The organism is Pedobacter gandavensis (assembly GCF_032678465.1).
Classification (GTDB): domain Bacteria; phylum Bacteroidota; class Bacteroidia; order Sphingobacteriales; family Sphingobacteriaceae; genus Pedobacter; species Pedobacter gandavensis_B.
In genome coordinates this window covers 54,177-73,812 of record NZ_JAVTSK010000005.1, presented here as the reverse complement: position 1 = coordinate 73,812, position 19,636 = coordinate 54,177, and the positions used below count along the sequence as shown (strand labels likewise).

The 19,636-nt window shown below is 40.2% G+C and carries 13 protein-coding genes; 8 read left to right on the top strand and 5 right to left on the bottom strand.

Annotated elements, in window-relative coordinates:
- The first annotated feature begins 49 nt into the window (after positions 1-49).
- The 8 genes from R2Q94_RS10720 to R2Q94_RS10685 all read left to right on the top strand — a co-directional run bounded on the left by R2Q94_RS10720 (position 50) and on the right by R2Q94_RS10685 (position 12,321).
- Positions 50-580: an outer membrane protein gene (locus R2Q94_RS10720; RefSeq protein WP_316821454.1), complete on the top strand. Its 531-nt coding sequence runs from the start codon at positions 50-52 to the stop codon at positions 578-580.
- 743 nt (positions 581-1,323) lie between these two features.
- Positions 1,324-2,514, top strand: a complete 1,191-nt coding sequence (locus R2Q94_RS10715; protein ID WP_316821453.1) for an ROK family protein — start codon at positions 1,324-1,326, stop codon at positions 2,512-2,514.
- 65 nt (positions 2,515-2,579) lie between these two features.
- Positions 2,580-6,002, top strand: a complete 3,423-nt coding sequence (locus tag R2Q94_RS10710; RefSeq protein ID WP_316821452.1) for a SusC/RagA family TonB-linked outer membrane protein — start codon at positions 2,580-2,582, stop codon at positions 6,000-6,002.
- 18 nt (positions 6,003-6,020) lie between these two features.
- Positions 6,021-7,826, top strand: coding sequence for a SusD/RagB family nutrient-binding outer membrane lipoprotein (locus R2Q94_RS10705; protein WP_316821451.1), 1,806 nt, complete (start codon positions 6,021-6,023; stop codon positions 7,824-7,826).
- Positions 7,827-7,926: 100 nt separating this feature from the next.
- A complete protein-coding gene (gene gldF / locus R2Q94_RS10700; RefSeq protein WP_316821450.1) occupies positions 7,927-8,655 on the top strand; it encodes a gliding motility-associated ABC transporter permease subunit GldF in 729 nt (242 codons plus the stop codon).
- Positions 8,649-10,325: a gliding motility-associated ABC transporter substrate-binding protein GldG gene (gldG, locus tag R2Q94_RS10695; RefSeq protein WP_316821449.1), complete on the top strand. Its 1,677-nt coding sequence runs from the start codon at positions 8,649-8,651 to the stop codon at positions 10,323-10,325. The genes gldF and gldG overlap by 7 nt, the downstream gene beginning before the upstream one ends.
- 34 nt (positions 10,326-10,359) lie before the next feature.
- Positions 10,360-11,484, top strand: coding sequence for a DNA polymerase III subunit beta (dnaN, locus tag R2Q94_RS10690; protein WP_316821448.1), 1,125 nt, complete (start codon positions 10,360-10,362; stop codon positions 11,482-11,484).
- A 177-nt stretch (positions 11,485-11,661) separates the two neighbouring features.
- A complete protein-coding gene (locus R2Q94_RS10685) occupies positions 11,662-12,321 on the top strand; it encodes a VTT domain-containing protein (RefSeq protein ID WP_316821447.1) in 660 nt (219 codons plus the stop codon).
- Here R2Q94_RS10685 and R2Q94_RS10680 read toward each other — a convergent pair.
- From R2Q94_RS10680 to R2Q94_RS10660, 5 genes are read right to left on the bottom strand one after another with little or no spacing between them, the layout of a single operon-like run.
- Entirely contained in the window at positions 12,318-13,277 is a 960-nt protein-coding gene (locus R2Q94_RS10680; RefSeq protein ID WP_316821446.1) for a zinc dependent phospholipase C family protein, read from the bottom strand. The genes R2Q94_RS10685 and R2Q94_RS10680 overlap by 4 nt on opposite strands.
- A gap of 35 nt (positions 13,278-13,312) precedes the next feature.
- On the bottom strand, positions 13,313-15,172 hold the full coding sequence (gene hscA, locus R2Q94_RS10675) for a Fe-S protein assembly chaperone HscA (protein ID WP_316821445.1): 1,860 nt from the start codon (positions 15,170-15,172) through the stop codon (positions 13,313-13,315).
- A gap of 39 nt (positions 15,173-15,211) precedes the next feature.
- The gene (locus tag R2Q94_RS10670; RefSeq protein ID WP_316821444.1) at positions 15,212-16,303 is read right to left on the bottom strand and encodes a DUF3810 domain-containing protein; all 1,092 of its coding nucleotides are present in this window, start codon (positions 16,301-16,303) and stop codon (positions 15,212-15,214) included.
- 55 nt (positions 16,304-16,358) lie between these two features.
- Positions 16,359-17,693, bottom strand: a complete 1,335-nt coding sequence (locus R2Q94_RS10665) for a dihydroorotase (RefSeq protein ID WP_316821443.1) — start codon at positions 17,691-17,693, stop codon at positions 16,359-16,361.
- 26 nt (positions 17,694-17,719) lie between these two features.
- Positions 17,720-19,624: a M1 family metallopeptidase gene (locus R2Q94_RS10660; RefSeq protein WP_316821442.1), complete on the bottom strand. Its 1,905-nt coding sequence runs from the start codon at positions 19,622-19,624 to the stop codon at positions 17,720-17,722.
- Positions 19,625-19,636: the final 12 nt, after the last annotated feature.

Below are 19,636 nucleotides of genomic sequence, written 5' to 3'. Positions count from 1 at the left end.
GTATTTCTCTGGTGATTTTATATCACAAATAAGAATTAAACTTAAACACATGAAAAAATTATTTTTACTAACAGCGATCGCAGGTATTTTCGCTTTCTCAAATGTCAATGCTCAAACAAAAGATCCAGCTATGAATGGCCCTAAATTTGGCGTAGGTGCAGAGTTTGCATTTCCAATGGGAAATTTTGGTGATGCCTGGAACTTTGGCTATGGCGGATCACTGAATTATCAACATCCTGTTGCTCCGAATTTAAACTTAACTGCTAGTGCAGGATACCTTAACTTTCAGTCAAAGGAAATTCCTTTTGTTGGTAAAGTGAATACCGGATATATTCCTGTTAAAGTTGGAGCCAGGTATTTCCTTGCTGAGAACTTTTATGTAAATGGTGAAGTGGGTGCTTCATTTGGAACAGGTGATTTTAATGATGGAACAGCTTTCGTATATTCTCCAGGTGTAGGGGTTGAATTCCCTGTGTCGGATAAAGCTTCTATTGATTTAGGTGGTCGTTATGAAGGCTGGTCTAATCATGGTACAGCTTCTTTTATTGGTTTACGTGCGGCATTTAATTTCGGTTTATAAGCCCATTTCATTTAATTTCTGTGCGATATCAGCACATGCTCAAAGCCTTCCTGTTTTACAGGAGGGCTTTGCTTTTTTTAATCCATCATTATCGGGTTGATAGTCAAATCAACTGATCTTAAAGCCCTCGAAAGGAGCTGGAATTAAAACAAGAAAATCAACTTTACATTTCTTGCATTATTGCGTTTATTTTGGGGCTAAAAAACCTCAGAAATTGCTTCATTTTTGCCTGGTTTTTCCGGCTAATTGGGAATGATTTTTATCAGGATTATGTATGACTTGATTGGTTTTAGGAAGAATTTGAGTTTTTGCAATCATTTTTAGCAGCCAAAACAGCCTGTTTTTGAGAAATTTTGAGCCTAAAAAGGCTACTTTTTGAAGTAAATGAAAAATATTTTTACTTTTTTTCCGACTGATTTCTGATGTGTACTTATAACACTAACTAGTTAAAAATGAGCTCAATTGGCTTTACAACTTATCTTTGTCAATTTAAAGTAAAAAGATAATATTCTCCTCAACATATTTGTTACAAAGCCGATGTTTTCCAATAAGGTTATTTATTAAACTAATTTGATTTTTTTTTAGGGCTGTCTGGAAGTCCGTTTTAGGGCTTTTATGAAAGGGAATGTAAGTGCTTAACTTATCTATTTTATTTACAATGCCTTTTGACTTTTTAAAATAATTCAAAAGTATTGTATTCTTAAATTAAGATTATATATGTTTATGTAAAACAAACGCTACATATGTCCGCCACAATAAAAAAGAGCGCTCAATTACGAAAAGAAATTCTTAGGAATTTATACGCTGGTTCCTCTCTTTCTCTAAATGAACTTAGCAAGCTGACCCAGAAAAGTCTTCCTAATGTAACTACAGTCGTCAATGAATTAATTGTTGAAGAATTTATCATCAGTGAAGGACTTGCGCCCTCAAGTGGAGGAAGAAGACCTTCCATGTTTCTCCTGAATCCTAAAAAGGAACGTTTTATTGTTTCTGTTGCCGTGGATCAAATGGTGACCAGGATGCTGATCTATAATTTAACCCATAGTATTCAACTTCCATTGCAAGTGATTGAAATTGATACTTATACAGATGTAGATGCATTAGAGAAATTAGTCAATTTTATCAAGGCAAATATTGAGAAATCAGGACTTCATCCGGATCATCTGCTGGGCGTAGGTATCGGGATGCCGGGATTCGTAAATATTGAAAAGGGGATTAACTACACGTTATTTCCAACTGCTGATGGGGAAAGTCTAAAAGACTACCTGACTAGACAATTAAACCTTCCAGTGTTCATCGACAATGATTCCAGTTTAATTGCCATGGCAGAATTAAAATTTGGTAAGGCCAAGGGAAAGCAGGATGTTATGGTGATCAATGTGGGTTGGGGAACTGGCCTTGGGATGATCATAGATGGAAAAATATTTAGAGGACATAGTGGCTTCGCAGGTGAATTTAGTCATATTCCCCTGTCGGGTAACCACCAATTGTGCTCCTGTGGTAAACGTGGTTGCCTTGAAGTAGAAACTTCTTTACTGGTGATGGCAAGAAAAGCTAAAGCCCAGGTAGAAGCAGGTGTTGAGTCCAGTATGAAACGCTTGTTTTTAGACCAGACGAAACATGCAGGGGATCATTTCTTAACCGCAGCAAATTCCGGTGACCCCCTGGCGATTTCCATCCTGTCTGATGCTTCATTTCATCTTGGGAAAGGAGTAGCCACTTTGATCCATATCATGAATCCTGAAAAAATTGTATTGAGTGGAAGGGCAGCTGTTGCCGGTAAAATGTTCATGCCTTCCATTCAACAAGCCATTAATGAATTTTGTATCCCAAGAATTGCAGAGTCTACCCAAATAGAAGTTTCTGAAATCGCCAATGATGCAGAACTGGTTGGTGCTGCCAATATGGTGATTGAACGAACGGAGTTTTTGTAACCGAAAAACTTAAAAGAGAACCATCCTTTAGCCAATTAATATAAACCAAAACTAAAAAACAAACTATGACTAAACAACTACTAAAAATGACGTGGCTCAGCTTTGCTGCGTTATTCTGGAGCATCGGAGTCTTTGCCCAGAATGGTCGTACTGTAAGCGGTACGGTAAAAGATGAGACAGGCAATCCCCTGCCTGCAGTAAGTGTACGGGTGAAAGAATCGAAAAAATCAACCAGTACAAATTCTGATGGGAAATTTTCAATTGAGGCGGTTGCTGGGAATACTTTAGAGTTCAGGTACCTTGGCTATGCGACTAAAGAAGCGGTTGTAGGTGCTGACCGGGTGGTAAATGTAAGTTTAGTCCCTAGTAACAGTGATTTGAAAGAAGTAACAGTAGAAGGGGCACTCGGGGTAAAAAAGATAGACCGAAACCTGGGATATTCTGTAACCAAAATTAAGGGGGAAGACATTACTAGGACCAATACAGTCAACCCGATTACGGGTTTACAAGGTAAAGTAGCCGGAGTGAACATCAATGTGGTGGGAACTGCAGGTGTGCAAACCTCACCTTACATTCAAATCAGGGGTGCCAAGGTTTTAGGTAGCAGCGATAGGCAGGCAAATAACCAGCCGATCTTTGTTATTGATGGTCAGGTGCTCAATAATAACATTGTAGGTGGGGATGCTGCGGATGGTGGTTCTCAGCTTAAAAACCTGAACCCTGATGATTATGAGTCGATTACGATTCTTAAAGGTGCGGCAGCCACTACATTGTACGGTTCAAGAGGATTGAATGGTGCAGTAGTGATCAACACAAAACGAGGAAAAAGTGGCCCGGGTTTAGGAATTGAGGTGAATAGTACTTACCAAACTACTGAGGTATACAAAAATTTCATGGATCTTCAGAATGATTACGGTATGGGAAGTTACATCACCAGAGAAGGTAACTTCAGACCAGATGGTACGCAGAGTTTAACCACAGGAAGCTGGGGACCAAAATTCGATGGAAGATTAACTCCTGCAATTTACAATCCATCCAAATTGGTTCCCTATGTTGCGCAACCAGATAACTGGAAAACTTTTTATCGCAATGGAAATTACATCAATAATAACGTAGCATTAGGTGGAAGTACCGACAAGTTTAATTACCGTGTTTCTTATTCTAATACCAGTAACAAAGGTATTTTGCCAAATAACGGATTGAAAAGAGATGCAATTGATGTCAAAGTTGGTGGCGAAATTAATAAGATCTTTTCTACTGATATGGGTATAAGTTATGCAAATACCAGAACCAGTAACTATTTTAACCAAAGTAGATATTCTACCTATGGTGATAATGCATTGGCTTTTAGTACCTATTATTTGCCAAGGAACCTGGATCTCGCAGATTGGTATGCCGGATATAGAAACCCTGCAAATAATGAAATTTATACTTATAGCTATCCGGGTGGAAACTTTAATGCGGTAACCAATACATTTTCAAGAATTGACAAAAAGAACTATACCAATCATGAGAACTCTTTATTGGGATACCTTCAGTTGAAAGCTCAGGTAAATCCCTGGTTAGATTTGAGTGCAAGAGGTAATTTTAACTACCAGAAGAACTTTGCAGAATCCAAGGATTATGGTAATGATAAAGATAATAAAGGCGGCTACTATGGTGTTGGGGGTGGATACTCCACTGACTACACTTTATTATTCATGGCTCATGCCAATAAAAACATCAATGACGACCTGAATATAGATTTTAGGTTGATCAATGAGATTTATGGAGATAAACTTGGAGAAACCTATAGTGCAAATACCAATGGAGGTTTAGCAGTGCCTAATTTCTTCTTCCTGGATAATTCGGTTAAACCTGTTCAGGGTGATGCAGTAAACCTGACTACCAGAAAGTATTCATTGTTAAGACCTTCCAGAAAAACGATTGGTCTGGCGGGTGTGGTGAATTTCGCTTATAAGAAATACCTGAACTTAGAGTTGTCAGGACGTAACGACTGGATTTCTACACTTACTTATCCAACAATTGTTCCTGGAAAGAACAACAATTCTGTATTCTATCCTTCTGCAAACCTTTCCTACATTTTCTCGGATCACTTTAAAGATGATATGCCATCCTGGTTGTCGTTCGGAAAAATCAGAGCTTCCGTTGCCTATGTAGGAAGTGCGGGGATTGCAAGACCATACGATACTGGTGCGGGCTACTCTCCATCGGTTATTATTGACCAAAATGGACAAACCGTGCCTGCTGCGACTCAAATTAATGGGGATGTTAAACCAAATTATGATTTGAAACCTCAGAGACAAAGAGAAATTGAATTTGGTACTACCTTATCCTTCCTGAAAAACAGAATTGATGTAGATTTTGCCTGGTATAAAGGTAATACTTATGATCAGCTGCTGAAATTGAACGGTGTACCGGAAACGGGTTATAAACAAACTTTTTTTAATGCTGGAAATATTCAGAATAAAGGATTTGAGGCTTCGATTATGGGTTCTCCAATCAGAACTAAAGACTGGGGCTTAGATTTATCCCTTAACCTGGCACACAACAAAAGTAAGATCATCAAATTTGGTGGAGGAATTACAGCCTGGAACATCACAGGAGACTATGAAGGTGGACAAGTTTGGGCTTATGAAGGCGGCGATTTTGGAATTTTGGAAATGCGTGCCAATACCACTGTGAAAATTGATCCTGCTACTGGCTTCCCATTAATTGTAAATGCGCCTAGACTGTCGAATCCAAATGCAGATGTAAAATATAATGTTGCCAATTACAACCTGGTGGATAACTCAGATTCTGATTTGCCAAACGGCAGATTAGCGGTGGGTAGAGTAGAGCCTAGCCTAACTGGTGGTTTCTCTGTAAATATGAGGTATAAAAACTTTAGCTTATTTACACAAATGGATGCCCGTTTTGGCGGTTATGTTTATTCAGAGACTTATGCCTATTCCATGGGAAATGGTATACCATTGGCTTCTTTGAAGTTTCGTGACCAGGCTCATGGCGGTGTAGCCCGTATAGATTCTTATACCGGACAAACTGTTTTTGATGGTGCTATTCCTGATGCTGTTTTCGCTGCGGGAGAAATGAGTTTAATTGATCCAACTAAATCGATTGCTGGAATGACCTTTAAAGCAGCTTACGACCAGGGGTTAGTGGAACCTTGGAAGGCCTCAGTTTATTATACTTATACCAAAGGATGGCAGAACGCATTGAATACCTCCGGTGCAATTTCTAAAATGTCCTGGTTGATGTTGCGCGAAGTAACTTTAGGGTACCAGATTCCTTACCAGATTCTGGATAAGGTAAAAATCAAAGGAGCACGTATCAGCTTTACAGCTAGAAATCTGGGTTATTTATATAACAGTTTAACTGGTGGTCAGAACCCTGAATCTCTACAAAGTAATGATCCATTTAACCCTTGGATTACCGGTGGTGTTCCTTTTTCAAGGAATTATGCTGTTTCCTTAAACGTTAAGTTCTAAATTCTAAAAACTAAAGAAATGAAAAAGAAATTATATATACTGGGACTGATTGTCATGGCTGCATTTGGGCAGTCCTGTAAGAAAGAGATGATTGAGCTCAATACAAGGCCTGATGCCCTTCCAGATGTTGATCCAAGGTATTTGTTCTCTACGGCGATTAACGATATCAATTATAATGAGCGCTTTAAGGTGCAGAATAGATATACCATTATGACCTATATGCAGTATATTGTTCAGGATGGTGCCAGCGCTGATCTCTCCGCCAACTATTGGGCGCCAGCTGCTATAAAAGGAGGGAATCCAGGCTTAAGTCAATATTATAATGATTATTACCAAAAGGTAGGAGTAGGACTCAGCAGAATCATTGCCAAGATTGATCAGATGCCTGATGCTCAAAAGGCGACTTATACAAATTTAAAGGCCATCAGTCAGATCGTTGATGTTTACCAGGCCTGGAGATCTGTTGATGTGTTTGGGGCAATGCCATACGCACAGGCATTTCAGGATGTTACTTATCCGTTACCTGCATATGATTATGATTACGACCTGTATAAAACATTCGATACAAAATTAAAAGAAGCAGCAAATACCATTAAAAACTTACCTGCTGGTCAGATGGAGCTTACTGCTAACGATTTCTTTTACAAAGGCGCGATGACCAATTGGTTGAAATTTGCGAATACCCTGCGTATCAAAATCGCACAGCGTTATGAGAAAAGAGACCCGGCCAATCTGGATGCAATTCTTACAGATGTTCAAACTAATTTTGGCGGACAGTTGATTGCTACTTATGACGAGTCTTTTGGGATTAATAATTCCAGAGACTGGAACAACAATGTGGATGACATCAATTCCATTAAAACGAGTTTTAATGCAGCTTACCCTTTTGTAGAATACCTTAAATCTGCCAGGGATCCTAGACTGGCAGTGATGGTACGTCAGAATCAACTGGGTACGAATAATCCGGCGTACAGCAGTTTATTAACTACTGCCACTCCAGCTACCCTTGCGCTGCTCGCCACTCCTGAGTATCAACAACGCTATTATGGCAAGCATACATTTCCTGCTTCTCAGGATGCTTCCTATGGGCCAACAGGAGCTGGTCGTTTTCAGACTTTTTCCACAACTGCTGCATCGGTTAATTTAACCTATCAGTCGCTGATTCAAGGACGTTATTTTGTGAAAAATGGTGGTTTTAAGGAGGGAATTCCAGATCCATTGTTGAATACCAATGAAGAGGTAGTTGCTGGTGGTTCTTTAAAATACAAATCTTTGTTCCTGAGCTATGCAGAAACCTGTTTTATGATGGCTGAAATTGCGGCTAAAAAAAGTGCTAGTGTAATGGGTAAAGATGCAGCGACCTGGTACAATGAAGGTGTAACTGCTTCTTTTGATCAATACAAAAAAGTTGGAATCGATATCAAAGTACCTTTTGCCTCAACATTGGCTATGGGTGATTATTTAACCCGTTTCCCTTACAACGGATTGGTGAGCATTTATTCTCAATCCTGGGTGCATTTTCTGGCGCAACCTGAAGAGGCATGGGCAATGTGGAAAAGAACTGGATATCCTCAGGCTGTAGATTACAGAGCCGGACAACCAACTACGCCTGGAAATATTGGTGATGGTACTGGTGTTGCCTATCTGGAAAACCTATGGAATGGTAGTGCCAACCTGATCAGACCAAGAAGAGGTGTATTACCAGGAGCTGATTTAAACAGAGCGAATCAATTGAAAGCAGCGAATGATATGAAAGCCAAAGATCCGGCTTATGGTGTCGATATTAACGAAACCAAAGGCAGAATCTGGTGGGATAAACAATAATAAATATAGGTGGATAGTTAGTGTTTTGGGTGTCCGATTTTATTGGGCACCCTTTTTTGTCTTTTAAATTTTCTAACTTCGGCATCGTTAATCCAAATGAATGTACGCGGTATTTAAAAGAGAGTTATTTAGTTTATTGAACTCATTGATGGCTTATATTACCATCGGTGTTTTTTTGTTGGCTTCCGGCTTATTGTTGTGGTTTTTCCCGGATACTTCGATCCTGGAATACGGATATGCGGAGTTGACTGGCTTCTTTGGACTGGCTCCTTTTTTATTTCTTTTTTTGATTCCCGCCATCACCATGAGGTCTTTTGCGGAGGAGAGAAGGGAAGGGACTTACATCTTACTGGCTACACGTCCACTAAGCGATTGGCAGATTATTGCAGCCAAATACCTGGCTTGTTTGGTATTGGTGGTCTTCGCTTTACTCCCTACCTTGATCTATTCGTATACGATTGCTGAACTGGCTTTGCCAAAAGGAAACATCGATACCGGAGCAATTATCGGATCATACATTGGTTTATTATTATTAGGTGCAGCTTTTGTCTCCATTGGTATTTTTGCTTCGTCGTTGACTAAAAATCAGGTGGTTGCATTTGCATTGTCAGTGTTTCTTTGTTTTTTCGCTTATAGCGGATTTGAAGCCATGAGCCAGATTTTTAGCTTTCGTGCCATTGAAAATATGTTACTCAATTTAAGTGTCAACGAACATTATCAATCGATGAGCAGGGGGGTGTTAGATACCAGAGATCTGGTTTATTTTCTCAGTTTTATGGCTGTTTTTTTAGGCCTGACCAAACTCGTGATCGGAGGTAGGAAATGGTAATTAAAAAAGGTAAAACCCTTCGCGTTTTAATATTCCTGGTTGCCCTGGTTTTGGTCAACGTGCTGGCACAATATGTCTACACCCGCATCGACTTTACCAAAGAAAAGCGATATACTTTAACGCCTAAATCTAAGGAAATCTTAAAACAAATTAAACAGCCGATCACCATTACGGTGTTTTTAGATGGGGATTTACCAGCTCCTTTTAAAAGACTGAGAAATGCGACAAAAGATTTGTTGGCGGATTACAAGGCTGTTGCCGGACAGGAAATCAAAGTGATTTTTAAAGATCCGCTTTCCGGACTTTCTATCGCTGACCAGGATACCGTGATGAATCATTTGTATAGTGCGGGAATTGAACCCACTACGGTAAATATTAAAAATGATGCGGGTTTTGCGCAGAAAATTGTCTTTCCAATGGCCATGTTGGAGCATCCTGACCGGCAATTACCAGTAAAATTATTACAAAATTTAGGCGCTACCGGTGGTTATGAAGAGAACATCAACAATTCCATTCAAAACCTGGAGTATTTGTTTACTTCTGCCATTCAGAAGCTGCTTTCAGCAGCGCATCCAAGAATTGGTTTTACGGAAGGTAATGGTGAATTATCAGATCTCCAGTTGAATGATGCCATTACCAGTTTATCTGATAGTTATGAAGTGGGTAGGGTAAACCTGAATACAATCGATGCTTCAGGACTGGACAAATTGAAAACATTGGTGATTGCCAAACCTCAGCTGGAATTCACAGAAGCTGAGAAGTTTAAAATCAATTACTTCGTGATGAAGGGAGGTCGTGTAGTCTGGGCTATTGATCAGGTGAGTGCCGATCTGGATAGTCTGAAAGGCTCAGGAGAACAACTAGCCTTCAATAAAAAACTGAACCTGGATGACATGCTGTTTATGTATGGTGCCAGAGTGAATTATAACCTGATTGCGGATGCCAATTGTGCCGAAATACCATTGAGTATGGGCAGCAATGGGCAGATAGAAATGGCTCCATGGGTTTATTATCCACTGATGCAACCAGACACCTCCCACAACCTGGTGAAGAACATTGATGTGCTGAAAGGGGAGTTTGTGAGTACAGTAGACACCATCGCTGTAAAAGGACTAAAGAAAACGGTGATCCTTCATTCTTCTCCGTTCAATAAGATTTTTAACACTCCAAAGTTATTGTCGCTGCAAATGGTGGCCGAGCAACCAGATCCCCGTGATTATGCGAGCAAAGCGCAGGCATTAGGGGTATTGATCGAAGGGACTTTTCCTTCGGTGTTTTTGAACCGTTCGATACCTGCCGGAATTACCGGGAACTATTCGCTTCCTGTACTGAGCAAACCGACCAGGATGGTGGTAATTGGAGATGGAGATGTCTTCAAAAATCAAATCAGTAGCAAGGACGGTTCTGCATTTCCATTGGGCTTCGACAGATACACGCAAAAAAATTACGGAAATAAAGCTTTGCTCTTAAATATCGCAGATTACCTGACCAATGACGATCATTTAATCGATTTGAGAAATAAAGAGGTTAAGGTCAGGCTGTTGGATAAAGCAAAACTCCGCACAGAAAAACTACAATGGCAATTGATCAATATGGTATTGCCCTTATTATTGTTAATATCGTTCGCGATTTTTCAACATTATTACCGCAAGCATAAGTATGCAAGGTAATTTTTATATTTTTGAGAACTGACAAGATCATACTATGAGATTTATTGTATCCACATCAACGTTATTAAAACATTTGCAAACAGTAAATGGTGCCTCAAGCAGCAGTACTGTTTTGCCGATATTGGAGAATTTCCTTTTTGAAATTAAAGATGGAAGTTTAACCATCTCTGCTACTGATTTACAAACCAGCATGACCACCTCTTTACCGGTTGAGTCAAAGGAAGGCGGAAAAGTAGCTGTGCCAGCAAAAATACTTTTAGACACCTTAAAAACATTACCAGATCAGCCGATCTCTTTCAATATTGACGACAACACTTTCTCTATTGAAATCAGCGCAGGTGATGGTAAATATAAACTAAGCGGAGAAAATGGGGATGATTTCCCGAAAATTCCGGTAGTAGAAAATGCTTCATCGGTAAATCTTCCTGCCTCTGTATTGACTGAAGCGATTACCAAAACCATTTTTGCAGTAAGCAGTGATGAGTTGCGTCCGGCAATGACAGGGGTATATTGCCAGTTATCTGAGCAACATATCACTTTTGTGGCTACTGATGCGCATAAATTGGTAAGATACAGAAGAATGGACAGCAAAGGCGATAAAGCTTCTTCGTTCATCCTTCCTAAAAAAGCATTGACATTATTAAAAGCAGCACTTCCTTCTACTGACGTGAATGTTTCTGTGGATTATAATGCGACCAGCGCTTTCTTTAAATTTGAAAACATCAACCTGGTTTGTCGCCTGATTGATGAGCGTTACCCGGATTATGAAGCGGTAATTCCTGCAAATAACCCTAATAAACTGATCATTGATCGCGCTTTGTTTTTAAACACTTTACGTAGGGTGGTGATTTTTGCCAATAAAACTACACACCAGGTACGTTTAAAAATCAATGGCAGTGAATTAAATATCTCTTCTGAGGATTTAGATTTTGCCAATGAAGCGCATGAGCGTTTGAGCTGCCAGTATGAAGGTGAAGATTTGGAAATTGGTTTCAACGCTCGCTTCCTGATCGAGATGTTGAGCAACCTGAGTGGTGAAGAAGTGACTTTAGAACTTTCTACACCTAACCGTGCAGGATTACTGATTCCACATACAAATGACGAGAATGAAGATGTATTGATGTTGGTGATGCCAGTAATGCTGAACAACTACAACTAGAATTATCTTAAACTATAATATGAGGCCTGGTATTTTTATCAGGCCTTCTTTTTGCCTAATCCCCAAATGAACCACGGAATTTATTCTGTCACAGCTAACTAATTATTGACGACTAAAATTTAAAATAGCAGGTTTATTAACAGGTTATTCTTAGTTTTGGAGCTTAAACTATACGATTTGGAACTTTTATCACAACTAGTAGATTTTATATTGCATACCGATAAAGCTTTAGTGCAGTTGGTAAGCGATTATAAAACATGGACTTACCTTATTTTATTCTTGATTATTTTCGCGGAAACCGGATTTGTAGTAACGCCATTTTTACCTGGCGACTCGATGCTGTTTGCTGTAGGTGCATTGATCGCTAAAGGCGGAACCGGCCTGGACATTTGGATCATGTTCCTCCTGCTCACCATTGCTGCGATTGCTGGTAACAGCCTGAATTACCGCTTAGGTAGTTATTTTGGTATTAAGGTGTTTAAGGAAGGAAATAAGATTCTTAAACTGGAGTACTATACTAAGTCTCATGAGTTTTTTGAAAAACATGGGGGTAAAGCGATTATTTTTAGCCGCTTCCTGCCGATTTTCAGAACGATTGCACCTTTCGTTGCTGGTGTAGCAAAAATGCCTTTCGGCAGATTTACCTATTACAACGTTGTGGGTGGTATTGGCTGGATTTTCAGTTTGTTGTTTGCTGGTTTCTTATTGGGACAAATTCCAATCATCAGAGACAACTTTTCAATTGTTATCATTACGATTGCGGTGGTGACTTTTGGTCCGGTGATTTATGCAGCGATTAAAAGCAGAATCAAACCTAAAGATATTTTAAAGGACTAATTTGGTTCTCTACCAATGATACGCCCTTTTTCATTGGGCAATGGCGCAGCTTCAATTTCCTTATCGGGATTTGAAGCTGCGTTTTTTTTAGGCATATTTTTTAAATCTGGTTGCCCGGCATCGATCCAGGCGGTGTACCAAAAACTTCCGGTAGCATGTATGGCTGCCCGCATTTGTCGCTCTACCATATGGTTCATTTCTTGATGATAAGCCCTTGAATAATGTAAGGAATATTGTCGGAGCAACGATTGTTGCCGCTTGGAAAAACTGTATTTCTTTCGGGCCGAGGTGCTTAAACTTACTTTTAATTCCATAGCTAGTACACTGTCCAGTAAATGGTGACTATGACTGACGATTTTCCAGGCTGTTTTTAATGGGTCGTTGATATAGATTGCTTTTCCAACCTGAAAATTGTATTGACTGGCGAATAATTCCGGTAAACGACTTTCCCAGAAGGCATGGATGCCATGTTGGTTAGTCAGCTGGCCATTGTGGTTTTGTGTGGTATGGAGCGGTACATGTGCATCTGAAACATAATGACCGAGGTAGGCAGAATAAATCAATATTTTCAGGGAATCCCGTTCTGCAAAAGCCCTGACGAGTTTATAATAGGATTTTTGAATCTGCCAGGGGAGGAGGCCATTGGTCTGGAGTTTATTCATACCATATCTTTGTACTGCATCATTCCATTTTCTGGGAATGCTGTCGATATGCTGCTCATAGCATTCAATATCTATGAAATGCCTGGAGGCCTCTGCCGAGTCTGCATATCGTCGTTTATCAGCATCTACAGCATGATCACTCAGGTATTCGATATTTGCCTTATAAAAAGTATTCAGGCCATTATGGAGCGTAAAAACAGCCAGATAATTGATGCGTTGATGTGCGTAAAATCCCCAGGAGGAACACAACAACAATATGCCTAAAAGCAAAACAGGGATAAATTCACGATTCATCCCTGTTAAGTTCTATATTTTAACCTATTGAGTGGTTATTCTTCTATGCTTTTTCCTTTCATAGCTGAAGAAACAGCCATGTCCATCACTCTTTCCGCAAATGGACGGGTGAACTCATTTAGCTCATCCGCTTTTTTCAAAATGGTATCTTTATCTGCCGTGGCCAATGCGGTTTTAAGCGCCTCAATATAAGTTTTAGTGTCTGTGATTTCTTGTTCGGTTAAGAAGTTACCATGTTTTTCAATAAAGCGTTCTGCAGTATACACCAACTGCTCGCCTTCACTTCTTGCTTCAATTAACATCCGTTGTTCCACATCACTCTTTGCATGGGTGATACTATCGATCAGCATTTTTTCTACAGTATCATCGGTTAGTCCATAACTTGGGGTAATATCGATTTCCTGTTTTACCCCAGAACGCAGTTCTATTGCCTGAACCGTTAGAATCCCATCCGCATTCAACATAAAGTTGATGTCTACTTTTGGTAATCCTGCCGGCATTGCCGGGATTCCTTTCAGGTCAAATTCTGCCAGTTTCCTGTTTTCTTTAACCAGGTCACGCTCTCCCTGAAATACAGAGATCTTCATGTTAACCTGTCCGTCGATAGATGTGGTGTATTGTCGGCCGGCCTTGGTAGGTACTTTTGCATTTCTTGGAATGATCACGTCCATTAATCCGCCCATGGTTTCAATACCAAGAGATAATGGGGTTACGTCCAATAATAGAATGTCTGAGCGGTTTCCTGCAAGGATATCGGCTTGAATTGCCGCACCCAATGCAACTACTTCATCCGGGTTAATCTGGTCATGTGGAGTAGAATTGAAAAATTCAGCCACTTTTGTTTTTACATAAGGTGTACGGGTAGAGCCACCTACCAATACCACTTCGTCGATTTCATTTACGCTGAGGTTGGCATCACTTAAAGCTTGTTTACAGGCATTCAATGTTTCAGCAACCTTAGCCGAAATCAACTCTTCAAAAGTTTGTTTATCTAAAGTGCAGAAGATCTCTCCAATTTTTTCATTGAAAAGATTTTGAGCACTTAGTGCTTTTTTAGCTTCTTCTGCTTTTAGTCTTAAGGACTGCATTAAACCCTGATCTGCGGATAATGCAGCTGCATCTAAATTATTTTTTTCGATCCAGTAGTGAACAATGGCACGGTCAAAATCATCACCGCCAAGGAAAGTATTTCCGTTGGTGGCCAATACTTCAAAGATTCCGTTTTGAATGGCCAGAATGGAAACATCAAAGGTTCCACCACCAAGGTCATATACGGCAATTGTTTTTTGTTGAGTAGGATCCAGACCGATACCGTAAGCTAAACTGGCTGCAGTAGGTTCGTTAACAATTCTCAATACGTCAAGTCCGGCTAATCTACCCGCATCACGGGTGGCCTGGCGCTGACTATCATTAAAGTAAGCCGGAACGGTAATTACAGCACGGTTTACTGGTGTTTTTAAAGCGTGTTCTGCTCTTGCCTTCAGTTCTTTCAGTATTTGCGCAGAAAGTTCTATCGGTGTGTAGAATTTATCACCAGCTTTGATCTTTACCAAAGAATCGTTTTCGTCATCTATGATTTTGTAAGAGAAAGTATCCTGATGAGCGGCAACATCTTTATAAGATCTGCCTAATAGTCTTTTAACAGAAAATATAGTGTTTGCGGGATCGCTGATTAAAAATTCTTTGGCTTCATTTCCTACGACAGCATCGCCATTTGCATTAAAATGCACGATTGATGGGACCAATACACCTTTTCCTGTGTCATTAATGACCATAGGATCTTTATCTGGGTTGATAAAGGCCACCAGACTGTTGGTGGTACCAAGGTCAATACCGACGATGATTTCTTCTTTCTGTAGTGAACCTGTTGCCAGGTTAATGGATATCTTTGCCATAGTGAGGCAAATTTAGGAATGTTTTGTTCTTTTTTTGTTTTAAGGTTGTAATGTTTTAACCTTCTGCGCCTGAATCAGCTCTTTTTTATGAATATTATACAACCATAATACGATATCCTGGTAGCTGTCTGTTCCTTTTTTCTGATTATTCAGCTTTAAAAAGCTATCCAGTGCGACATCCATATAGCCATACATATCACTATTGTATTTTCTCCAGAACGCCCTTTCTATTTTAAAATCGTTCAGAGTAACCGGATTTATAGTCGCATATAATCGCTGGTAGTCTTCCGGTGATTTGATTTTGATCTCAAAAAGAATACTTCTGAGCATGTTGTAGGCCGCCGAATACTGGAAGTTTTTATCGCTGCTGTTGGTGGCTACGAGGTAACCAATCAGATTGGCTTCATCTTCGCGACCAATGCCTAGTTGATGGGCTATTTCATGACAGGTGACGAATGGTAATGAGGTAGTTGGTAAGCGCATATTGACATTCGCTTCGCCAGACACGGGATTGTAATAGCCTTCAATGCCAATTTTGGTGACGATCCAACTGTTTAGTACTGCTTTTACAGAGGGAATTGGATAGTTGAAAAAAGGATTGCTTTGCTTTAAGCTATCATATGAGAGTTTTGCTTTACGCTCCAGCTGATCCAGGTTGTACCTTTCTTTCTTGATCGATTGTAAATTGTTCAGCCTGCTGATGAAATATTCCCCGAGTAATACCAAATCGGCAGTACTGTATTTCTCATTTGAAATCCCCAGTTCTTTGGTAATGGTAGGACGTGAATAATTCAAACCCCATAGAATTTTAAATACCAGGTATAAGATCAATCCGAAATTCAGCAATTGCAAAGGTATATTGATCCGATCTGTCTTTTTCAATTTCTTCTGAACCAGTTTTTTGAAAAATATATACAGGCTTCTTAGGATGAATAGAATCAGAAAAAGATAAATAAAATCTCCGACAGGGAAGGGGAAGAGAGAACTGATCCAACGTTGGATCAGTGAGCTGACCAGGTAGAGGCCATTAGAATAGTATTTTTCTATGAAATTACTGTTCAGTCCGGCGAGAAACACAATTCCCGACAGACTGAACAGCAGGACAAACTGTTTAAATCTGGGTTTGTCCATTAAGCTCATAATTTATAGGTTACCAATTTGAAGTTAAATGTAGACAATCTCTGTTTTATCGGTTAAACGTCAACCTTTTCCCTTTTTCATTGGTCATGAAATTTCCTTTTTGATAAGCCAGGTTACCCGAAATGAAGGTATGGGTAATTTCTGACTGGAAAGTCTGACCTTCAAAAGGCGACCATCCGCATTTGTACCAAAGGTTTGCTCTGGTTACTTTAACCGGATCATTCAGGTTCACCAATACTAAATCTGCCCAGTAACCTTCTCTAATGAAACCTCGTCTATCTACCTGGAAGCAAGTGGCTACATTATGTGCAGTTTTTTCTGCAATCTGTTCCAGCGTAATTTTCTTTTGATGGTACATTTCCAGTAATGCAGAGAGTGCGTGCTGTACCAGAGGGCCACCAGATGGGGCCTGCAGGTAAGGTTGCTCTTTTTCGGCAATGGTATGAGGGGCATGGTCTGTTGCAATGATGTCGATGTGACCATCCAGTACGCCTTTTAAGATGGCATCTTTATCCTGCTCAGTTTTTACTGCCGGATTCCATTTGATCCAGTTGCCTTTTGTTGCATAATCTCTGTCGTCGAACCACAGGTGATGCACACAGGCTTCAGCGGTGATTTTTTTATCTTTTAATGGCGTAATATTGTCAAATAATGCGACTTCCTTAGCCGTAGAGATATGCAGAATGTGTAGACGTGTCTGGTGTTTTTTTGCCAGCTCCACTGCCATAGAGGAAGAAATATAACAAGCTTCCGCGCTTCTGATGAGCGGGTGCATGTCTATGGTGATGTTATCGCCATATTGTGCCTTGTAACGTGCCATATTCTCTCTGATGGTCTTTTCATCTTCGCAATGCGTAGCCACCAACATCGGGGCATCCTTGAAGATATTTTCTAAGACTGTTGAGTTGTCTACCAGCATATTTCCAGTAGATGAGCCCATGAATACTTTAATCCCACAAACGTTTTTAGGATCAGTTTTCAGGACTTCGTCCAGGTTGTCATTGGAAGCTCCCATGAAAAAGGAGTAATTCGCTAAAGAAACCTCAGAAGCAATTTTGTATTTATCGGCCAGTAATTGCTGACTCAAAGTATTGGGAACGGTATTAGGCATTTCCATGAAGGAAGTGATTCCACCTGCAACGGCAGCCATACTTTCCGTAAATATATCCGCTTTATCCGTTAGTCCCGGTTCTCTAAAATGTACCTGGTCATCGATCATTCCAGGGAAGAGGTGTAAGCCCTCTGCATTGATTTCTTTTGCGCCTTCCGCCTGGATATTCGGTGCAATTTTTTCAATAAATCCCTCTTTAATCAGTACGTCAGCAACAAATATTTGGCCTTCGTTTACCACTGTGGCCGCTTTTATCAGAATGGTGTTCATGCCTTCAAACTTAAATAAAAAAAATGTTATTTGTCCTTCCAGATGTTATCTGCAGGGCTCGCATCCATAAATATGCCACCATCGATAAGAATTTCTGCAATTGCTTGTTTTGCATTCAGCTTAATGATAGTAGATCTTTGATTGTCTTTCCAAATTGCAGGACTTTGATGAAATACAGCTATAGTTCCATTTTTATACTTCAATCTGACATCAAAAGGGATGGCAAATCCGCCGATGTTTTGGAGTTGAATCTGGTAAGCCAGTCCTTTGTTGGATACTTGTTTAATGGACAGGTCAATGTAGTGGTTACTGAAGAACCAGTTGTTCCAATACCAGTTGAGGTTTTGCCCGGATACATTGTTAAAAGTATAAAAGAAGTCCCAGGGAATTGGATGTTTGCCGTTCCAGCGCTCCATATAGGCGTGTAGGTATTTTTTAAACTGGAGATCTCCCAGCATATCTTTTAAAGCAAGGTAGGCGAGGGCCGGTTTTCCATAGGCATTATTGCTGTAGCCAGGGCCCGAAACCTGAGTAGAAAGGCTGATGATCGGCTGATCTTCTTCTGTAGAAGGGTCGTTGATCCATCTGCTCACGCGGAATTGTTTAAAGTTCTCATCTGCTTTCTCTTTTCCAAGTTGCGCCGTAGAAATCAGGTATTCAAAAGTGGTGGCCCAGCCTTCGTCCATATGTGCATATCTGGTTTCATTGGTTCCCATATAGAAAGGGAAATAGGTATGGGCAACTTCGTGGTTTAGCACAAACTGCGAGAATTCCAGGTCTGGAGTAGTAGAGTCGTTGATCATCATTGGATATTCCATATCCGCAAATCCCCGAACTGCGGTCATCTTTGAATAAGGATAGGCTACGCCCGGCCAATTGTTGGAGAACCAGGATAAAGACTGTTTAGTCCAGTCTACAGCATGTGGGAAATCGGTAGCTTTAGCATCATAAGCCGCCTGTGCACTTGCTCTTCTACCGGTTTTTGAATCCACCACCACGCTGCCCGCATCCCATAAATAATGGTTGCTCAAGGCAAAAGTCATATCTGGGATATGATCCGCAGTAAACACCCAGCTGTTCCAATCTTTTTGCTGTGTAACGAGCCCTTTTGCCATTTCCTCCGCATTGGCAATCGGAGCAATAGCCTCAGTGCTATAAGATTTTTTTAGTCGTTCTGCAAAAACCGGGTTTAAAACTTCATCCGGATTTTGGAAATCTCCGGTAGCCCATACTACATAGTTTTTAGGAGCCCTGACCATCAGTTTGTAATCATTAAAATCGTTGTAAAACTCGGTTCTGTCGGTATGAGGAATCAAATCCCAGCCATTGTAATCGTCATAGACGGAAACTCTTGGGAAAGCATAGGCGACAAAAAATGTACTGTTGTCTAACTGACCCTCCCGGCCACTCTCTTTTGATAAGGGATAAGACCAACTGATGTTCAGCTCAGCAGTTTGTCCCGGATATAGCGGTTTTTTAAGTTTGAGACTTTCTACAGTCTCCCAGTTTTCTGATTTTGCATTATATTTTTGTCCGTCAATTTGAAGATCGCTGATCGTCAACCCCTCGCTTAAGAAGTCTTTACTGACATAATTGGCACGTGGAGCGTTTGGTTTATGCAGGTTGTTGACAAACCTGATGGCGATGTGCTGTAAGGTATCCGGGCTGTGATTGGTATATTTAATAGTTTCTGATCCGCTCACAATTTTGCTATTGGGATCTACACTAATGGTCATGTCGTATTTCCCTTTATTCTGCCAGTATTGTTTTCCTGGTTTTCCATCTTTAGACCTGGTTCCTTTTTCGTAGGCCATTTTAATATTTCTTGGCAGGTATAAATCCTGAGCAGAGGTAGTTGTAGTTACGCTGAGCAGTACACTAAAGGCAACAGGAAATATGGCCTTTAACCATTTGTTTTGTTGATTTTGCATGTGGTTCATTCG